Source organism: Rhodococcus sp. SGAir0479, assembly GCF_005484805.1.
Classification (GTDB): Bacteria; Actinomycetota; Actinomycetes; order Mycobacteriales; family Mycobacteriaceae; genus Prescottella.
Window position 1 is genome coordinate 4373038 of sequence record NZ_CP039432.1, and the last position, 17848, is coordinate 4390885.

Annotated in this window: 17 protein-coding genes, 1 tRNA gene and 1 other RNA gene; 7 read left to right on the plus strand and 12 right to left on the minus strand. The window is 69.3% G+C overall.

The window, feature by feature from the left end; translation table 11 throughout:
* Window positions 1–24: 24 nt before the first annotated feature.
* On the minus strand, window positions 25–939 hold the full coding sequence (gene gluQRS, locus E7742_RS20210; protein WP_137800574.1) for a tRNA glutamyl-Q(34) synthetase GluQRS: 915 nt from the start codon (window positions 937–939) through the stop codon (window positions 25–27).
* A gap of 207 nt (window positions 940–1146) precedes the next feature.
* Between gluQRS and ctaD the strand changes: the two genes are divergently transcribed.
* Window positions 1147–2949, plus strand: coding sequence for an aa3-type cytochrome oxidase subunit I (ctaD, locus tag E7742_RS20215; RefSeq protein ID WP_137800575.1), 1803 nt, complete (start codon window positions 1147–1149; stop codon window positions 2947–2949).
* 23 nt (window positions 2950–2972) lie between these two features.
* Here the strand turns inward: ctaD and E7742_RS20220 are convergent, their stop codons facing one another.
* Both E7742_RS20220 and E7742_RS20225 read right to left on the minus strand, forming a co-directional pair.
* On the minus strand, window positions 2973–3530 hold the full coding sequence (locus E7742_RS20220) for a TIGR03086 family metal-binding protein (protein ID WP_137800576.1): 558 nt from the start codon (window positions 3528–3530) through the stop codon (window positions 2973–2975).
* Window positions 3527–4351: a helix-turn-helix domain-containing protein gene (locus E7742_RS20225; protein WP_137800577.1), complete on the minus strand. Its 825-nt coding sequence runs from the start codon at window positions 4349–4351 to the stop codon at window positions 3527–3529. Before E7742_RS20225 ends, E7742_RS20220 begins: the two co-directional genes overlap by 4 nt.
* An 84-nt stretch (window positions 4352–4435) precedes the next feature.
* Between E7742_RS20225 and E7742_RS20230 the strand changes: the two genes are divergently transcribed.
* Entirely contained in the window at window positions 4436–4930 is a 495-nt protein-coding gene (locus E7742_RS20230) for a COG4315 family predicted lipoprotein (protein WP_137800578.1), read from the plus strand.
* 50 nt (window positions 4931–4980) lie between these two features.
* Here E7742_RS20230 and E7742_RS20235 read toward each other — a convergent pair.
* Window positions 4981–5068 (minus strand) — tRNA-Ser (locus E7742_RS20235).
* A 96-nt stretch (window positions 5069–5164) separates the two neighbouring features.
* Here E7742_RS20235 and ffs point away from each other — a divergent pair.
* Both ffs and E7742_RS20245 read left to right on the plus strand, forming a co-directional pair.
* Window positions 5165–5259: signal recognition particle sRNA small type (gene ffs, locus E7742_RS20240), an RNA gene on the plus strand.
* 44 nt (window positions 5260–5303) lie between these two features.
* Entirely contained in the window at window positions 5304–6596 is a 1293-nt protein-coding gene (locus tag E7742_RS20245) for an aminotransferase class I/II-fold pyridoxal phosphate-dependent enzyme (protein WP_137800579.1), read from the plus strand.
* A gap of 75 nt (window positions 6597–6671) precedes the next feature.
* Here the strand turns inward: E7742_RS20245 and fepB are convergent, their stop codons facing one another.
* The gene (gene fepB, locus E7742_RS20250) at window positions 6672–7703 is read right to left on the minus strand and encodes a Fe2+-enterobactin ABC transporter substrate-binding protein (protein WP_137800580.1); all 1032 of its coding nucleotides are present in this window, start codon (window positions 7701–7703) and stop codon (window positions 6672–6674) included.
* A gap of 72 nt (window positions 7704–7775) precedes the next feature.
* Between fepB and fes the strand changes: the two genes are divergently transcribed.
* Complete coding sequence (fes, locus tag E7742_RS20255) at window positions 7776–8930, plus strand: enterochelin esterase (protein ID WP_137800581.1); 1155 nt, start codon at window positions 7776–7778, stop codon at window positions 8928–8930.
* Between the two features lie 32 nt (window positions 8931–8962).
* Here fes and E7742_RS20260 read toward each other — a convergent pair whose 3' ends face one another.
* The 7 genes from E7742_RS20260 to E7742_RS20290 form a co-directional block, all read right to left on the minus strand.
* Window positions 8963–10462, minus strand: coding sequence for a sodium:solute symporter family protein (locus E7742_RS20260; RefSeq protein ID WP_137800582.1), 1500 nt, complete (start codon window positions 10460–10462; stop codon window positions 8963–8965).
* Between the two features lie 26 nt (window positions 10463–10488).
* Window positions 10489–11526, minus strand: a complete 1038-nt coding sequence (locus tag E7742_RS20265) for an isopenicillin N synthase family dioxygenase (protein ID WP_137800583.1) — start codon at window positions 11524–11526, stop codon at window positions 10489–10491.
* A 29-nt stretch (window positions 11527–11555) separates the two neighbouring features.
* Window positions 11556–12332 (minus strand): hypothetical protein, encoded by a 777-nt coding sequence (locus tag E7742_RS20270; protein WP_137800584.1) that lies wholly within the window; start codon window positions 12330–12332, stop codon window positions 11556–11558.
* Between the two features lie 109 nt (window positions 12333–12441).
* Window positions 12442–13233, minus strand: a complete 792-nt coding sequence (locus E7742_RS20275; protein WP_137800585.1) for an SDR family NAD(P)-dependent oxidoreductase — start codon at window positions 13231–13233, stop codon at window positions 12442–12444.
* A gap of 40 nt (window positions 13234–13273) precedes the next feature.
* Window positions 13274–14194, minus strand: a complete 921-nt coding sequence (locus E7742_RS20280) for an SDR family oxidoreductase (RefSeq protein ID WP_137800586.1) — start codon at window positions 14192–14194, stop codon at window positions 13274–13276.
* A gap of 175 nt (window positions 14195–14369) precedes the next feature.
* Window positions 14370–15947, minus strand: coding sequence for a molybdopterin-dependent oxidoreductase (locus E7742_RS20285; RefSeq protein ID WP_137800587.1), 1578 nt, complete (start codon window positions 15945–15947; stop codon window positions 14370–14372).
* Between the two features lie 99 nt (window positions 15948–16046).
* Complete coding sequence (locus E7742_RS20290) at window positions 16047–16493, minus strand: hypothetical protein (RefSeq protein WP_137800588.1); 447 nt, start codon at window positions 16491–16493, stop codon at window positions 16047–16049.
* A 264-nt stretch (window positions 16494–16757) separates the two neighbouring features.
* Between E7742_RS20290 and E7742_RS20295 the strand changes: the two genes are divergently transcribed.
* Both E7742_RS20295 and E7742_RS20300 read left to right on the plus strand, forming a co-directional pair.
* Window positions 16758–17291 (plus strand): DUF5994 family protein, encoded by a 534-nt coding sequence (locus tag E7742_RS20295; protein WP_137800589.1) that lies wholly within the window; start codon window positions 16758–16760, stop codon window positions 17289–17291.
* Entirely contained in the window at window positions 17263–17847 is a 585-nt protein-coding gene (locus E7742_RS20300; RefSeq protein WP_137800590.1) for an HhH-GPD-type base excision DNA repair protein, read from the plus strand. The genes E7742_RS20295 and E7742_RS20300 overlap by 29 nt, the downstream gene beginning before the upstream one ends.
* Window position 17848 lies beyond the last annotated feature (1 nt).

Sequence of the window (17848 nt, forward strand, 5' to 3'; positions counted from 1 at the left end):
GTTTGCGCGCACGACGTGCGGGTTTCAGGATCCGAAGACCCACGGCCCGGTGGGTAGTGCCCGCGGATCCCACCTTTCGAGAAGCTGAGCGAGAGTAACGATTTCGTCGGGGTCGGCCATCCCCAGCGAGCGCGCGAGCATCCCCAGCACGTCCGCGGGTGAGTGTCCGAGCGCCGCCTGATCCGCCAGGGTCACCGCGCCGTCACGCTTCGCCAGCCGCTTGCCGTCGGCGTTGAGGGCGAGCGGTACGTGGGCGTAGGTCGGGGCGGGCAGCCCCAGTAGGCCGGCGAGGTAGGCCTGGCGTGGCGCCGACGACAGCAGGTCGTCACCGCGGACCACCTGGTCGATGCCCTGCGCGGCGTCGTCGACGACGACCGCGAGGTTGTACGCGGGAATGCCGTCGCCGCGCCGGAGGACGAGATCGTCGACCAGTCCGGTGTAGGGCCCGAGCAGTTGGTCGGTGACGGTGAACTTGTCCGTGCCGGCGCGCAGCCGCAGTGCCGGCGCCCGTCCGCTCGCGCGTCTGTCATCCCGTTGGGCTTCGGTGAGATTGCGGCACGTGCCGGGGTACGCGCCGGCGGGCGCGTGCGGTGCGGACGCCGCCTGCTGGATTTCCCTTCGCGTGCAGAAGCATTCGTAGGTCAGTCCGGCTCGCTGCAAACGGGCGATCGCGGCGTCGTAGAGCGGTAGCCGTTCCGACTGGTAGACCACGTCGCCGTCCCAGTCCAGGCCGAGGGCGGCGAGATCGGCGAGCTGACGGTCGGCCGCACCCGCGCGGACCCGGTCGAGGTCCTCGACACGAAGGAGGAAGCGGCGACCGGTGGAGCGCGCGAACAGCCAAGCCAGCAGCGCGGTCCGGAGGTTGCCGAGGTGCAGATCGCCGGACGGGCTGGGGGCAAATCGTCCCGCAGGCGTGGCGGCGTCGAGCTCGTTCGGCATTGGTGCAGTTTATCGAGGCGCCGGCAGCGCTCCCGGACTCGGTCGGCTCGCCGGATCCGTAGCCAAGGCTCCCTCCGGAGGCGTAGCGTCCTCAGTGCTGAGTCTGTGCCGGTCGCCGCCCTGCCGTAGACCCGTCAGCAGTCCGCGACCGGTGACGCCTTCGAGGCCACCCGCCCCAGTGGCGGATGGCGCGGTCAGGAGGTCCCGGTGGCGACCGTTGCATCCAAACCTGCTGCAGTACGGGCTGTTCGGCCCTATCCGCCGCGGTGGGCCCGCAAGGGCGAGTTCATCTACCGCGTCATCACCACGACCGATCCCAAGATGCTCGGGATCATGTACCTCGTCAGCTCGTTCGCCTTCTTCATGTTCGGCGGGCTGCTGGCGTTGCTGATGCGTCTCGAGCTGGCTCGGCCGGGCCTGCAGATGCTGTCCAACGAGCAGTACAACCAGCTGTTCACGATGCACGGCACGATCATGTTGCTGCTGTACGCGACGCCGATCGTGTTCGGCTTCGCGAACTACATCCTGCCGCTGCAGATCGGCGCACCGGACGTCGCGTTTCCACGCCTGAACGCACTGAGCTACTGGCTGTACCTGTTCGGCGGTCTCATCGCATCCGCAGGCTTCATCACGCCCGGCGGTGCCGCCGACTACGGCTGGACGGCGTACACGCCGCTGAGCGACGCGATCCACTCCCCGGGCATGGGCGGCAATCTGTGGATCATGGGCCTGGCGATCAGTGGTCTCGGCACCATCCTCGGTGGCGTCAACATGATCACCACCGTCATCTGCCTGCGGGCGCCCGGCATGACGATGTTCCGGATGCCGATCTTCACCTGGAACATCTTCATCACCAGCATCCTGATCCTGGTGGCCTTCCCGATCCTCACGGCGGCGCTGATGGGATTGTTCGCGGATCGGGTGCTGGGGGCCAACGTCTACGACCCCGCGACGGGCGGGACGATCCTCTGGCAACACCTGTTCTGGTTCTTCGGCCACCCCGAGGTGTACATCGTGGCGCTGCCGTTCTTCGGCATCGTCTCGGAGATCTTCCCGGTCTTCTCCCGGAAACCGATCTTCGGGTACACGGGCCTGGTCTACGCGACCATCGCCATCTCGGCGTTGTCGATCGCGGTGTGGGCGCACCACATGTACGCGACGGGTGCCGTTCTGCTGCCGTTCTTCTCGTTCATGACGTTCCTCATCGCCGTCCCGACCGGTGTGAAGTTCTTCAACTGGATCGGCACGATGTGGAAGGGGCAGTTGACGTTCGAGACCCCGATGCTCTTCGCCCTGGGATTTCTGGTCACCTTCCTGTTCGGTGGACTGTCCGGGGTCATCCTGGCGAGCCCGCCGCTCGACTTCCACGTCACCGACTCGTACTTCGTGGTCGCGCACTTCCACTACGTGCTGTTCGGCACCATCGTGTTCGCGACCTACGCGGGCATCTACTTCTGGTTCCCCAAGATCACCGGGCGCATGCTCGACGAACGCCTCGGCAAATGGCACTTCTGGATGACGTTCCTCGGCTTCCACGGCACCTTCCTGGTGCAGCACTGGCTGGGCGCCGAGGGCATGCCCCGCCGCTACGCGGACTATCTGCCGACCGACGGCTTCACCGGACTCAACGAGATCTCCACGATCAGCGCATTCGTCCTCGGCGCCTCGACGCTGCCATTCCTGTGGAACGTCTTCAAGAGCTACCGCTACGGGCAGGTCGTGACGGTGGACGACCCGTGGGGTTACGGCAATTCGCTCGAGTGGGCCACGAGCTGTCCGCCGCCGCGGCACAACTTCACCGAGCTGCCCCGGATCCGTTCGGAGCGACCGGCATTCGAGCTGCACTACCCGCACATGATCGAGCGGTTGCGAGCCGAGGCGCACGTGGGGCCCGGTATGTCGAAGCAGCAGCTGACCGAGGTGATCGAGAGCAGCGACCGGGAGGCGGACAGCGACCGCACGCCGCCGCCGGAGGAGGAGCGTCACCGCCGACCCGGCGGCGACACATGACGCCGCCGCCGACTGCGGCTCGTTCAGGCGCGGCGCCTCAGCGCCGCGAGTATCCGGGTGGGACGGTCCGCGTCGGCGGGGGTGTCGAGCGCCGGCCCGCAGACGCCGTCGGTGTGCAGGGACTCGCCGAGCTGGGCGATGACGGCGTCGAGCAGGTCCAGATCCCGGTCCGGGATCGTGTCGTCGAGTCCGGCGGCGCGGGCGATGTCCCAGCCGTGGACCACCAGGTCGAAGCAGTAGAAGGTCCGGAACGTCGACGCGAGGTCGGTGCGCCCGAAGTGGCCGTCGTACTCGAGGCCGGCCGTCGCGGGGTCGTCGAGGATCGCCTGCACGGCGTCCCGTGTGTGGCGCCACGCGGCCGCGGGATCGGTGGCGACGGCGGGACCGTCCGGAACGGACAGCCCGACCACACCGATCATCTGCGTCTGGGTGTCGACGATGTGCGCGAGTACGTCGCGGGTGGTCCACCCGTCGCAGGGGGAGGGGTTCTCCCATCGGTCGGCGGGCACGGCGTCGACGCGCTCGGTGAGGGCGGCGGCGAGTCGCCGGTAGAGGTCGGCGGTGGTTTCGGTGGTGATCATGCGGCCGATTCTCCGGCGGCCGCGGTGGTGGGGTCTTGCACCGATCGGACATCGGCGGACCCCGGTTCGACGACGGACGCGGCCCCGTGCCAGTCCGGTGCCTCACCGGCCAGCAACTGCGTGGGCGTGAGGGTGGCGATGCGCCGGCACTCGCGCGACAGGTGCGCCTGGTCGCTGTACCCGGCCTGGGCGGCCAGTGCCGCCAGCCCGAGGCCGCGGTGGGTGCGTGCCAAATGCATGAACCGCTGCAGCCGCAGGATCGAGCGCAGCGTCGACGGCCCGTACCCGAAGGCGTCGTTGCAGCGGCGCTGCAGTTGGCGCGCGGTCATCGACGACGCGTCCGCGAGCGCGCCGACGCTCCACGAGCGGACGGACAGCGCGGACGTGATGTTCGTGGCCAGCGGGTCCGGCGCGGGACGGGCCGCGAGCCAGTGGCGACCGGCATGCTGCAGGGCCGCCAGCCGGGCCTCGACGCCGGCGGCATGTTCGAGGCGGTCGACGAGGCGCCGCTCCACGGCTGCGCCCAGGACGTCCGCGAGGAACACGCGGGTGTCCCGGATCTGGGCGGCGGACGTGCGCAGCACGTGGGGGGCTGCGCCCGGCCGGAAGCGGATGCCGAACGACTCCGTCCCGGACGGCAACGTGAACGACCACGCGGTGGTCTCGGGGCCGCACACCCGTACTCCCACACCGGGAATCCACAACACGTCGACACACCCGTCCGGCACCAGGAGGTGCCGGCTCTCGATGCGCGCCGACCAGGCGCACACGAGAGCGCCGGCCAGATCCGGCGCCACCGGTTTCGGCGTGTACCACCCCATGCGGCCCACCGTAGGCCGGGGCACCGACAGCGCGGGTCCGAACCAGGCCGGGCCGCAGTTCCGGATCAGGAGGGGAGTCTCGACATGAGGAGAATTCTGGCCATCGCGGCCACCGTGCTCGCCGCGGGTGCCGCGGCCGTCGGTTGCTCGGACGACGACAGCTCGGAGCCGCCGCCGTCCACCACCACGATGCCGAGCAGCGTGCCCGCCGCGGGACCGGTGTTGTCGACGGCGCAGTCGAACATCGGCGAGGTGGTGGTGGACGTCGACGGGATGACGGTCTACGCGTACGACCGGGACGAGCCCGGTACCGACAAGAGTGCGTGCGACGCCACCTGCCTGCAGACGTGGCCGCCGCTCACGAGTGACACGCTCCCGCCGGAGGTGTCCGGCGTCTCGGGGACCATCGGCACGATCCCCGGCCCGCTCGGCGGAAATCAGGTCACGGTCAACGGGATGCCGTTGTACCTGTTCGAGGGCGACCCGCGGCCCGGCTCGGTGGCCGGCCAGGGAATGGACAACCTGTGGTGGGCGCTCAATCCGGCAGGGGAGAAGATCACCGACGCGCCCGGCGGCTGACGCCCGGAAACTGGAAAACCCCCGGTGACATGGTCACCGGGGGTTTCCCGTGGCGGAGGATAGGGGATTTGAACCCCTGAGGGCGTTAACCCAACCCGCGTTCCAGGCGAGCGCCATAGGCCACTAGGCGAATCCTCCGTTGGGCAGCATACCGGGTCATGGGCGTCGAACGCCAAACGGGCCCTGCCGAGGGGGTGCGTCACCGCAATCGCCGTCCGTCCGGTTACACTCGTAGGCGGATCCCGCGCGGCGCGCATCCTGTGAACTCCCCCAGGGCCGGAAGGCAGCAAGGGTCAACGGGCTCTGCCGGGTGCGCGGGGTCCCCTATCTCTTCCCGTCCCCGACCGGTTCGTGTCGGTGAAAGGCCGCCCGCATGCCTGTGCAGACCCAAATCGGGTTGATGAGCCATGAAGAACTTCGCGCCGAGCTCGAGCGTCAGACCGCGAAGTACGAGCAGCTCAAGGCGGAGAAGCTGAAGCTCGACCTCACCCGTGGCAAGCCGGCGCCGGAGCAGTTGGATCTGTCGAACGGTCTGCTCGCGCTTCCGGGTGACGGCGACTTCCGGGACGGCGACGGCACCGACTGCCGCAACTACGGGGGCCTGACGGGTCTGCCCGAGCTGCGTGCCATCTTCGGTGAGCTGCTGGGGATTCCGACCGCGAACCTGATGGCCGGCAACAACGCGAGCCTCGAGATCATGCACGACACGATCGTGTTCTCGCTGCTGCACGGCACCCCGGACTCGCCGCGACCGTGGTCGCAGGAGCCGGTGGTCAAGTTCCTGTGCCCGGCCCCCGGCTACGACCGGCACTTCGCGATCGCGGAGTCCTACGGCATCGAGATGATCGCGATCCCGATACGCGACGACGGACCGGACATGGCGAAGGTCACGGAACTGGTGTCCGCGGATCCGCAGATCAAGGGCATCTGGTGTGTGCCCACGTACTCCAACCCGACGGGCGCGGTGTACTCCGAGGACGTGGCGCGCGCGCTCGCGTCGATGCCGGCCGCCGCTCCCGACTTCCGCATCTACTGGGACAACGCCTACGCGGTGCATCCGCTGGTGCAGGACTGCGCGCCCGCTCTCGACATCCTCGGGATGGCGGCGGAGGCCGGCAACCCGAACCGTCCGCTGGTGTTCGCGTCCACGTCGAAGATCACGTTCGCGGGTGCCGGGGTGAGCTTCTTCGGCGGCTCCGACGCCAATCTCGCGTGGTACCAGCAGCACCTGGGCAAGAAGAGCATCGGCCCGGACAAGGTCAACCAGCTGCGCCACCTCCGTTTCTTCGGGGATGCCGCCGGTGTACGCGCGCACATGGACAAGCACCGTGAAATCCTGGCACCCAAGTTCGCGAAGGTCCTCGAGATCCTCGAGGGCCGGCTCGGCGCGTCCAAGGTCGCGTCGTGGACCGAACCCAAGGGCGGCTACTTCATCAGCCTCGACGTGGTCGACGGCACCGCCAAGCGGGTCATCGCGCTCGCGAAGGAGGCCGGGATCGCGCTCACCGCGGCCGGCTCCGCGTTCCCCTACAAGCAGGATCCCGAGGACAGGAACATCCGCCTCGCGCCGAGCTTCCCGTCGATGGACGAGCTCGCCAAGGCGATGGACGGTGTCGCGACCTGCGTCCTGCTGGCGGCGGCCGAGCACGCGCTCACCAAGCAGTAGCTCACTCGAACACGGCAGTGGCCGGTCACCTTGCGGTGACCGGCCACTGTCGTCGTACCCCCCGTTCGCCGTGTTCTACGACAATGCCGCCACGATCCGGTCGACGACGTTGTTCGCGCTGTAGAAGTCCAGGCGGAAGCTGTCGAAGTCGAGTGGGTGGACGGCGCCCCGCTGCACCGACGGCACGGCCGCAAGCGTCGGGTCGGCCTTCAACCGGTCGACGCCGGGCTGCTGCGCGTTGATGACGAACGTCGTCGCACCGGTCAGCGCGCGCGGCAGGTTCTCGATGTTCACCCCGACGATGTCGGACCGCCCGGACTCGGCGCCCGTGCCCGCGATGTCCGCAGGCAGGTCGGCGAGCGTCAACCCGAGTCGTGTCACCAGACGACCCTGCGCCGATTCGGCGGTGAAGATCTTCGAATCCTCCGGCGAATTGTAGGTGAGGAGATTCACCGGCGCGGCTCCCGCCTGCAGCGCCGGCGCGATCGTGGTCTTCGCCCGGTCGATCTTGGCGTCGAACTCGGCGAGCAGTTCCTGCGCCCGGTCCTCCTTGCCGACCGCGCCGGCCAGCTGGGTGGTGAGGTCCTGCCACGACTTGTCCGAGTAGTCGAACAACAGCGTGGGTGCGATCTTCGACAGCGTCTCGACCTGCTGGGCGGCCGAGTCGGCACCGCTCGTGGACACGACGATGAGGTCCGGTGCCGCCGCCATGATCTTCTCGGCGTTGGGCTGGCCCTGGTAGAGGATCTCGACGTCGCGATCGGCGGCGACGTCGGCCCACTGCGTGAACAGGCCCTGCTCGGTGGTCACGGTGCTCTTGGGCTGCGCGCCGGTGCCGATCAGCGGCGCGTCGAGAGCCAGCAGCGAACCGGTGAGCGTGACGCTCGTGGACACGATGCGCTGCGGCTGGGCGTCCAGAGTGACCGGGCCACGGGCGGTTTCGACGGTGCGAGGCCATTGGGCGGACTGCGATCCGGCGGTGGCGGCGTCCGCGGTGTCGGTGTTGTCGGACGAGCACGCGACGGTCGTCAGACCGATCGCAAGAGCGGCGAAAGCGACCGCGATCCGGGTGCCGGCGAGGCGGCGACGGGTCGATGACGGTGACAAGGGGGTCCTCCTGAGGGGTAGGTACGATCAGACCCTACTGTTAGGCAAGCTTCACCTAAGTAAGGGGTACCTATGTCGGCCGTCACGCCCGAGGAGCTGGAGCGGCGCCTGCAAGCGCAGGGTGGGCCCCTGATCGATCCGGGCCCGCCCGGCTGCGTGACCGCGACCTTTGTGTACCGGGTACCCGACGGTTCGCCGGTTCGGCACGTCTACCTCGACGCCAACGGCATCACCGATCGCCGCAGCCCCGAGCGCAACGCGCTCCGGCGGGTGCCCGGCGGCGACCTGTGGACGCTGGCCGTCGACGTCCCGGAACGGTGGCGCGGTGGCTACGGCTTCCTGCCCCGTGTCGAGCCGATCACCCGCCCGGCCACCGGGCAGACGGAGTGGGAGTGGTGGCGCGGGGTGCTCACCGGACTCGTCGCCGACGACCACAGCCGGTTTCCGGCGTTCTCGTCGATGGGACTGCGCCCCCGGTCGGAGGCCGTCATGCCGGGCGCTCCGCCGCAACGGTGGTGGACGCCCGGCGTGCCCGCCCGCGGGACGCTGACGGAGGAGACGCGGGCACTCGCGGGCGTGGGCCGCAGCGTCTGGGTCTACGAACCTCCCGGGCTGGCCGCCGAGGACCGACCGGTGGTGGTCGTCTTCGACGGCCGGGTTGCGGCGGTGGAGATGCCGATCGCGCCCGCGTTCGACCGGTTCGGCGAGCGGGACCTCCGGGTGCCGCTGGTGGTGATGATCGACAGCATCGATCCGGGGCTGCGCTCGCGCGAGCTGCCCTGCAGCACCGCCTTTCTGAACGCGCTCACCGGCGACCTGCTGCCGCATCTGCAGGAAAGCTGGTGTGCAACAGGCGATCCCAGATCCGTCGTGGTCGCCGGTTCGAGCTACGGCGGTCTGGCCGCCACGTTCGCCGCGTTGCAGGCACCCGAGAGCTTCGGTGGTGCGGTGAGCCTGTCCGGCTCGTTCTGGTGGCCCCGTGCCGAGACGGTGGGACGTTCGGTCCAGGCGCAGCTGGCCGATCTCGAGGTGAGCAAGTCGCGTTTCTGGATGGCGGCCGGCCTCCTCGAGCCCCGGCTGCTCGACGAGAACCGTGAGGTGCGAGACCTGCTTCGAAACAAGGGCTTCGACGTGGACTACCGCGAGTTCTGCGGTGGTCACGACTACGTCCAGTGGCGGGAACTCCTCGTCGAGGGTGCGGCGGCACTGCTGGGGCCGGCCGCCTGATCCCGGGTCGGGGCCGACCCGGGATTCCGGTCTCAGTGAACCGGGACGGTTTCCGGCGTGGGCCCGGGCACCCGGATCGGGGCGGGCGCCGGGACCGGCGCCGACGTGCGGGCCGGCCCGGTCGCCAGGGCCACCAGCAGGTACGCGGCCAGCGAGACGGCGGCGGCCAGGAACGTCGTCCAACCGTCCACCGAGGCGGTGACGAGATCGTTGGGGATGTACAGCAGGGTGTTCTCGACGCCGTAGATCGTGGGAGTGAGGACGAAGAACCCGAGTCGGACGCCGATCCCCGCGATCGCCGCGGCGGCGACCGCCCGGCCGTCGCCGCGCTTCCAGAAGACCCCCAGGACGAACGGCACCACCAGGCTCGCCAGCAGCAGGTCGAACGTCAGGGTGAGGAGAATGCCGGTCTGCGGCACGCGCAGCGCGACCAGCGCACCGATCGCCGCCATCGGGATCATCGCCAGGCGGGTGGCCTTCATGACGTCGGACGACATCGACGCGTTCTCACCGCCGACGCGGAAGATGTTGCGCACCAGAACGGTCGACGTGGAGAGCAGGATGCCGCTGACGGTGGTGAGCGACGCTGTGACCAGGCCGGAGATGACCAGGATCCCCAGCCACGTCGGGGCGTACTCGCCGAGGAGGACGTACAGGATGGGTGCGTCCGCGGCGGCGTCGCCGACGATGTTCACCGCTGCGAGAGCGACGAACGACAGCGGCACGCACAGCACCAGGATCCCCGTGGCGGCGCTGAAGCAGGCGCGCTGCGCGCTGTGTGCGGACTTCGCCGAGAAGATGCGCTGCATCATGTCGATCGCGACGAGGTTGCCCAGGCCGAGGGCGACGATCGTGGCCCAGTTGACCGCGGCACCCTGCGCGGGATCGGACAGCTGCCCGAGGTTGCCGGCGCCGAGACCGTCGGGGGTGGAGAAGCCGGGGCCGAGCGCGACCCACAGTCCCAGGCCGACGATGCCGACGGCCATGACCGCGAACTGCACGAGCCCGGTGTAGACGCTGGCGAACATGCCACCGGCCATCGTGTAGGCGAGAACGAAGGGGATGAGCACCAGAACGGCTGCGGTGTAGCTGATGCCCACGAAGTACTCGAGGAGAAAGCCGAGGGCGACCAGATTGCCGGCGAGCAGGATCGCGAAGCTGCCGACGGTGAGAATCGATGCCGTGATCTCGGTGCCGCGCCCGAATCGGCGGGCGAAGTACTCGGGCAGTGTCACAACGCCGGAGGCGTGCAGCTTCCGAGCGAAGAACGCACCGGCCAGCAGTACCGCGAGCGCGACGCCGATGGGCATGGCGGCACCGGCCCAGAAGCCGAAGCCGGCCGCCAGGTCGGCGCTGCCGAGCGTGGCGTTCGAGTCGATCACCTGCGACATCAGGATGACGGCGACGATGGGAGCCGACAGGGACCGGCCGGCGAGCAGGAAGTTCCCTGCCTGGCCGCGGACCCTGCGTGTGGAGTAGAAGCCCGCGCCGAGGAGTACGACGAGGAACACGGCAACGCCGGTGATGATCATGGGAACTCCTGGTGGTGGAGGGGCGTTCAGGAGAGGGCGGCGCTGCGCTGCGCCTCACGTCCGAGCGAGTAGAGGGGGCGGGCTCCGTCGGGAAGGGAGACGTGTCCCTTCTCGATCCGGCGGCGGAGATACGTGAAACTCTGTGCGGTCTGGGCGAACAGGTGCTCGCCCGCGACCACCGCGTCGTACCGAGGACCGTCGGCATCGACGAACTGCGGTAGTGGAGCCACGCGGGTGTGGTAGTCGACGTTGAAGAAGAGTGGGAACGAGTATCGTTCCTCGGCGACCTTGCGTACCCGGTGCGACGTGGCGGCGAAGCGGCCGTTGGTCCAGATCTCCAACAGGTCACCGATGTTGAGGACGATGGCGTCGTCCCGGTACGGCACGTCGATCCACTCCCCGTTCCCGTTGAGCACTTCGAGGCCCGGGGCCGTGGGCCGCAGGAGCGTGAACACCTCGTAGTCGGTATGGGCGCCGATCCCCGGCCGGTCCGCCGCGGACGGGTCGTGCGGGTAGTGGATCAGGCGCAGTTGGGACGGGGGTGTGGTGACATGACGGTCGAACAGATCCGCATCTTCGCCGAGAGCTTCGGCGAAGGCGCGCAGCAGGATCCGTCCCAGCGAGAAGGCGGCTCGGTAGTAGGCGTCCACCGGCTCGGCGAATCCGTCCAGCGCCGGCCACTGATTGGGCCCGAGTAGGGGGTTGCCGGCCAGGTGCTCCGGGTGGTCGGAAGGCAGGTCGATCGAGAGGTCGTACGCCTCCTTGTGGTCCGGGGTCGCGCCCGCGAACACCTCCTCGCCTGCCGGTACATATCCGCGGTGGTTGGTGGAGCGGCCGATGTAGACCCGCATCTTCTCGTCGTACGGGAGCGCGAAAAACGTCTTCGTCGCGGTCAGCAGGGCGTCGAACAGGGACGGGTCGATCCCGTGCCCGACCAGCTGTGCGAAGCCGACGTCTCTTGCCGCACGGCCCAATTCGTCGACGACGGTGCGTCGCGCTGCCGGATCGGCGGAGCGCAGGGCTGCCACGTCGATGGTGGGGATCGAGTCGAAAATGGAGGTCATGGGTTTCTCCCGGGTAGAAGTCGGTCGGCTCAGGACTGCGTGCGCCGCCACCGGCGTCGGACGGCATGTCCCAGCGGGTCCACGTCGGCGGTGCTCACGGCGTCGTCGCCGGCACGGATCAGGCCCAGGTCGGCACCCACCCGGTACGGCAGCGTGGAGGTGGTGACGAGCCACCGGTCGTCGTGGACGCGCCCCAGCGAGATTTCGCAGTCCAGTGCGCGTCGGGCGTCGGCGAGGGTGGCGGCACCTCGGATTGCGTCGGTGAGGTCCTCGGCCAACGGCGCCGTGCGCCCGCGGGCGAACCCGAAGTGGTCACCGACACGGACGAGTACGCCGGGGGCGCCGGTGTCGGTGTCGACGAGCGTGATCTCTTCGGTCGGGAGGGCGGACGCGGTGACGGCCCATTCCTCGCGATACTTCTCGAAGTGACCGTGTTCCACGAGTGTTCGATCGTCGAGGCGGGTGAGGGTGCCGGCGTCGGCGTGCGGGCCCGGTGCGTGTAGTTCGACCGTGCGCGTCCACTCGACGTGGCCGCCGTGATCCACCAGTCGCCCGGCGAAGGCGTCCTGGGTGGCGAGGGTGAGCAGATCGTCGAGGCTCAGCGCCGACAGGCAGGGCGCGGTGACGGCGGACATGCCGGCGGGTCGGCGGACGTCACAGTAGAGAGCGTCCGCCTGCAGCCAGACGACGCGGGTGGTGGTGTCGACGGCAGTGCCGACCCGTTGGAGCAGGGTGCGTTCCAACCGGCTGCCCCTGAGGGCGGCGGCCCGGACGACGGGAGCGTGGTTCGCACCGATAACTGTCATGCGGCAGAAAACTACGCACGCATTGTGGTCGGTCGATTTCCCGAAAGTTACGAGCGTGCGGCGTGTACTGCGCCGAGGTAACGAAGTTCTCGCAGCGCGCCGCGGCGGGTCAGTGGGATCGGCGTGGCTTGGCGAGGACCTTGTGTGCCGCCGCCTTGACCGAGACGGGGAGCACGGCGCCGGCCGCGGCGAGGCCCTTCGACATCAGCGACGCGGCCACCACCTTCCGCTTTCCCTGTTGCATGGCGTCGTACCCGGCGCGCGCCACCGCGGCCGGGTCGTCCTTGGGCATGCGGCCCATCACGCTGTCCTCGAGCCGGGCCCGGCGGAAGAAGTCGGTCGCGGTGGCCCCGGGCATCAGCGAGGTGAGGGTGATGCCGGTACCGGTCAATTCGGCCTGGAGTCCGTCGCTGAACGACTGCAGGAACGACTTCGAGGCGTTGTACACGGTCTGGTACGGGCCGGGGAGGGTCGAGGCGACCGACGAAGTGATCAGCACCTTCCCGGCACCCTCCCGGGCCATCGCGTCGAACACGATCTTGGCCAGGTGCACGGTGCCGCGCACGTTGAGGTCGATGATGTCGAGGAGGACGGCCACGTCGGTGTCGACGAACGTGCCGCCGTGGCCGATCCCCGCGTTGAGCGCCGCCGCGGCCAGGGGCCGGCCGTCGGCTTCGAGGGCCCGCCCCACCTCCTGGACCCCGGTCGCCGTGCGCAGGTCGGCGACGACCGGGTGGACCGCACCGCCAGTCGATTCCAGCTCGGCGGCAACGGTTTCCAGTTGCGGCTGCTCGGCGACGACGATGACGTCGTACCCGTCGCCGACGAACAGCTTCGCCAGTTCGAGTCCGATGCCGCTCGAAGCGCCGGTGACCAGGGCCAGGGGTGGTCGCGTCGTCATCGGGGGGGCTCCTCCTCGGTCGGGGTGTGGGCGGGGCGGGTTACGGCGACGGCATGCCGCCGTTGACGTGGATCGTGGCGCCGGTGACGTAGCTGGACTCGGGCGATGCGAGGAAGACGTATGCAGGGGCGAGTTCGGTGGGCTGCCCCGCCCGCCCCAACGGGGTGCTCCGGCCGAACTCCGGCAACTTCTCCTTCGGCTGGCCGTCGGTCGGCTGCAGCGGGGTCCAGATGGGCCCGGGCGCGACGGCGTTGGCGCGTATTCCCTTGTCGGCGAGCTGGTTCGCCAGGCCCTTGGTGAAGTTGTTGATGGCGGCCTTCGTCGAGGCGTAGTCGACGAGCGTCGGCGCCGGCATGTACGCCTCGACCGAGGTGGTGTTGATGATGGTGCCGCCCGCGGGTAGGTGGGCGAGCGCCGCCCGAGTGGTGCGGAACATCGCCAGAATGTTCGTCTGGTACGTCTGCTCCACCTGCTCGTCGGGCAACTCCTCGAGACTGGTGGCGACGATCTGCTTCCCGGCGTTGTTGACCAGGATGTCCAGCCCGCCCAACTGCCCGGCGGCGTCGTCGACCACCTGGCGGCAGAAGGCGGCGTCGGTGAGATCGCCCGGCAGCGTCACCGCGGTGCGTCCGCACTCACGAATGAGGCGCGCGACATTCTGTGCGTCCTGCTCCTCGGCAGGTAGGTAGCTCAGCGCCACGTCGGCGCCCTCGCGGGCGAAGGCGATCGCGACGGCAGCGCCGATCCCGGAGTCTCCGCCGGTCACCAGCGCCTTGCGGCCCTCGAGGCGGCCGGTACCGCGGTACGAGAATTCGCCGATGTCCGCCTTCGGCTGCAGCTCGCTGTCCAGTCCGGGCTCGGCCTGGTGCTGCTCGGGGGGTTCGATGGCCGGATACCTGGTCACCGGGTTCTGGAAGTGCAACTGGTCGGTTCGCGTGGTGTCGGCATCGGCGTCGCCCACCCGGGTCTCCTTCCGTCGTGCGGCGGTCGGTGGGGCCGCCGCGTCGGTGTCTTCTGCTCCCGGATTACCCGGGCCGGTCGGGGTTAAACCCGTCGCGGCCGCGATGCCGACAGTGAAGATCGAAAGGTGCTGCGGGACAGCGATATTCCGGAAGTCGGACGGCGTGCGTCGTTGCTCACACGACCGTGACGGACCGGGTGTGCCACCCGCTGGCGCCGTCGGGGATCGGCGCCGCGCGCTGCTCGGTCTGCACGTTCCCGTCGAGATCGGTGGCACGCACGTGCAGGGTGTGGGTGCCCGTCGGTGCCTGCCACCGCCAGGTCCACTGCCGCCACGTGTCGATCGAGTACTCGGGGGCGAGAACGGCGTCCTGCCACGGGCCATCGCCCACCCGCACCTCGACACGGGCGATGCCGCGGTGTTGTGCCCATGCGGTCCCGGCGACCACCACCTCGCCGCTGTCCACTCGCGCGAACGGCGCCGGGACGTCGATCCGCGACGCCGTCTTGATCGGCGCCTGCTCGGCCCAGCCGCGGCGGGTCCAGTACGCCTGGGCGCGGTCGAACCGCGTCACCTCCCACTCCACCACCCACTTGGTGGCCGAGACGAACCCGTACAGCCCCGGCACCACCTGCCGCACCGGATAACCGTGCTCGAAGGGCAGCGGCTCCCCGTTCATCGTCACGGCGAGGATGGCGTCCCGTCCGTCACGCAGCGCGGCGAGGGGCGTGCCGACCGTGAACCCGTCGACGCTGGTCGACAGCAGCATGTCGGCGTCGGGGGAGACGCCGATTTCGTCGAGCAGGTCCGCGATCCGGTACCCCGTCCAGGTGGCGTTGCCGGCGAGATTGCCGCCGACCTCGTTGGACACACAGGTCAGGGTGACGGTGCGTTCGATCGGGGTGCGGGCGACGAGGTCGTCCCAGTCGAGAGTGCGCTCGCGGTCGACCATGCCGTGGATCCGGAGGGTCCAGTCGTCGGTGGTGAGCATCGGCACCTGCAGCGCGGTGTCGATACGGTAGAAGGTCTCGTTGGCGGTCACGAACGGGGTGCCGCCCGGCACGGCGATGTCGGCGCCCGCGGGGATCGGCCGCGCCCGGTTCTCCGCGGCGACGGACGGGAGCAGGAAGGCCGCGCGATTGCGGACGGCCCCGGCTACGTTGTCGGCGATCCGGCGGGCAACCGTTCCGGCCGCCACGGCCATCGCCGCGGCTGTTCCCGCCAGCACCAGGAACCTGCGCCGCGACATCCCGTCGGCGTGGGTCTGCTCGGGCTCGTCGAGGGCCCGTGCCCGGGTCGTCAGTACGCGCAGGACGACGACACCGGCGACGGTACCGACCGCGGTCGGTACCGCCCACAGCGCCGTGGCCCCGGGACGCTCGAGGGCCGCGTACACCCCTACCAGCCCCAATGCGATCAGGACGCCGCTGCCGTAGGGGCGGCGGGTGCGCTCGACGACGCCCGCGACCGCCGCCAGGACCACGATCAGCACGCTCATCCCGATGAACAGTGCCGTCTTGTCGTTCGTCCCGAACGTGGAAATTGCGAACTCCCGCGCCCACGCCGGGCTGCGGTCGACCGTGGTGGAGCCGACCGCGAAGAAGGGCGACGATCCGGGAGCGATCGGCACCGCCACCAATTCGCCGACCCCGAGCACCACCCCGGCGGCGACGATCCCCGACGCCGCGCGCGCGGGCAGCGTCCGCAGGCGGGATACTGCCGTGCCCTGTGCTCGGTGCGATTCCGTCGTCATCGTGCCCCACGCCCTCTCCGTCTCGTTGTCGCCAGTTCGTAGAGGGAGTGGTTTCGGATGGGTGGTCGTGGAAGGCGCGCCCCGCGGGGGCGGTCCCCGTCAGGGGCAGGCCGGGGTGACCATGTCGTAGATCTGCTCTGCTTCCTCCTGCGTGGGCTGTGTCCCGCCGTTGGCGGCCGACACGCGGATCTTCTCGGTCACCTGCTGTTCGTCGACGCCGTTCGCGAGCTGCTGGCACGAGTCGATGACGATGTTCTCGATGCTGTCGTCGTCGCGATCCTGGGACAGATCGGAATACCTCGTCCGGAACGCCGCGACGAACGCATCGATCTTGGCCTGGTCGAACGTGCCGAGTTGGTCGGTGGAGGTCACCGACGTCTCTCCCGCCGTGGTGTTCTCCGCGGTCGTCGTGGGCTCTTCCATCATGCTCGTGGTCGTCTCGTTCTCGGTGGTCGCCGGCGTCTCGTCGGAGTCGTCGTTTCCGCACGCGACCAGTGACGTCACGGCCGCGATACCGATGGCTGCGGTGGCGATCGCTTTTCTCATGGGTCTCTCCAATCGGACATTCGATGTCGAAAAACGTTCGGACGGTGTGGATTGCCGGGGGCGGGCTACAGCTCCCGTTCGGTGTCGAACGCGAAGTTCTGCTGTAGGGCACCGGCAGACGCCACGAGCACGGGTACCCCGTCGTCGATGATCGAACCGCCGTGTACGGTGGAGGTATCGCAGGCTGTTCACGCCGGGGCATCCCCAGGCGGGCCGCGTTTGGAAATCGAGGCCGATTCGCGGCCACTGTTAGGAGCGTCTCGAATGACGCGAACCCCCGCCCGATTCGACATGCGCCGGGAAACTTCCGCGCCGAACGGCGGTGAGTCGTTGCCCGACCCCACGCGCACTCCCACCCACACCCGTCCCCTCAGGCTGTTGTTCAGCGACGGCGCCCTCAGCGACGTTGCAGCCGTGTGGTGGCCCCGCAGCCAGAACCTGAGCATCGAACTCCACGACCTGGTGGACGGCGTCGCCCCGAGAATCGGCCCGGTGACGCGCATCCACTTCGAGTGGAACGCGGTGAGCGCGCTGCAACGTCACATCGATCCCGAGGACGGGTTGGAGGTGGCCGATCCCGAACCCGGTCAGCCCAGCCGAGTCATGAGAATCTACGGCCGCGGCGGCCGTCGTCTCGACGTCGCCGTCGTCGAACCGGGCGTCGACACCGCGTACGGCTACCGAGCCATGACCCGCATCCTCCCGTCGCCGACCGCGGCGACCACCAGAGGCGACCACCACCGCGCGGGCCGGATGGCAGGATCGAGGCATGGCACTCACCTTGAACCTCGTCGGTGATCCCGCGGCGGACGCACTGCTGGCGTCCGACCCGCTCGCGCTGTTGATCGGGATGCTGCTCGACCAGCAGGTCCCGATGGAGACCGCCTTCGCGGGACCGAAGAAGCTCGACGAGCGCCTCGGCGGCCTCGACGTTCACAAGATTGCCGAGATGAATCCGGACGATTTCATCGCGGTGTGCGCGCAGCCGCCGGCGGTGCACCGGTTCCCGAAGTCGATGGGCGAACGGATCCAGGCGCTGTGCGCCTACATCGTCGAGCACTACGACGGCGACACCGCAGCCGTCTGGACGTCCGGCGCGCCGGACGGCAAGACCGTGCTGAAGCGACTGAAGGCGCTGCCCGGTTACGGCGACCAGAAGGCGCGAATCTTCCTGGCGCTGTTGGGCAAGCAGATCGGCGTGCAACCGACGGGCTGGCGCGAGGCGGCCGGGTCCTACGGGGACGAGGGCGCCCGTCGGTCCATCGCCGACGTCGTCGATCGTCAGACGCTGCTCGAGGTGCGCGAATTCAAGCAGGCAGCCAAGGCCGCCGCGAAGGCCGCCAAGGACAAGTAGG

Bases quoted from the DNA above. Each gene is read 5' to 3' on its own strand.
- gluQRS (WP_137800574.1), bottom strand. From the start codon at position 939: ATGCCGAACGAGCTCGACGCCGCCACGCCTGCGGGACGATTTGCCCCC.
- E7742_RS20220 (WP_137800576.1), bottom strand. From the start codon at position 3,530: ATGATCACCACCGAAACCACCGCCGACCTCTACCGGCGACTCGCCGCC.
- E7742_RS20225 (WP_137800577.1), bottom strand. From the start codon at position 4,351: ATGGGGTGGTACACGCCGAAACCGGTGGCGCCGGATCTGGCCGGCGCT.
- E7742_RS20230 (WP_137800578.1), top strand. From the start codon at position 4,436: ATGAGGAGAATTCTGGCCATCGCGGCCACCGTGCTCGCCGCGGGTGCC.
- E7742_RS20245 (WP_137800579.1), top strand. From the start codon at position 5,304: ATGCCTGTGCAGACCCAAATCGGGTTGATGAGCCATGAAGAACTTCGC.
- fes (WP_137800581.1), top strand. From the start codon at position 7,776: ATGTCGGCCGTCACGCCCGAGGAGCTGGAGCGGCGCCTGCAAGCGCAG.
- E7742_RS20260 (WP_137800582.1), bottom strand. From the start codon at position 10,462: ATGATCATCACCGGCGTTGCCGTGTTCCTCGTCGTACTCCTCGGCGCG.
- E7742_RS20265 (WP_137800583.1), bottom strand. From the start codon at position 11,526: ATGACCTCCATTTTCGACTCGATCCCCACCATCGACGTGGCAGCCCTG.
- E7742_RS20270 (WP_137800584.1), bottom strand. From the start codon at position 12,332: ATGACAGTTATCGGTGCGAACCACGCTCCCGTCGTCCGGGCCGCCGCC.
- E7742_RS20275 (WP_137800585.1), bottom strand. From the start codon at position 13,233: ATGACGACGCGACCACCCCTGGCCCTGGTCACCGGCGCTTCGAGCGGC.
- E7742_RS20285 (WP_137800587.1), bottom strand. From the start codon at position 15,947: ATGACGACGGAATCGCACCGAGCACAGGGCACGGCAGTATCCCGCCTG.
- E7742_RS20290 (WP_137800588.1), bottom strand. From the start codon at position 16,493: ATGAGAAAAGCGATCGCCACCGCAGCCATCGGTATCGCGGCCGTGACG.
- E7742_RS20295 (WP_137800589.1), top strand. From the start codon at position 16,758: ATGACGCGAACCCCCGCCCGATTCGACATGCGCCGGGAAACTTCCGCG.
- E7742_RS20300 (WP_137800590.1), top strand. From the start codon at position 17,263: ATGGCACTCACCTTGAACCTCGTCGGTGATCCCGCGGCGGACGCACTG.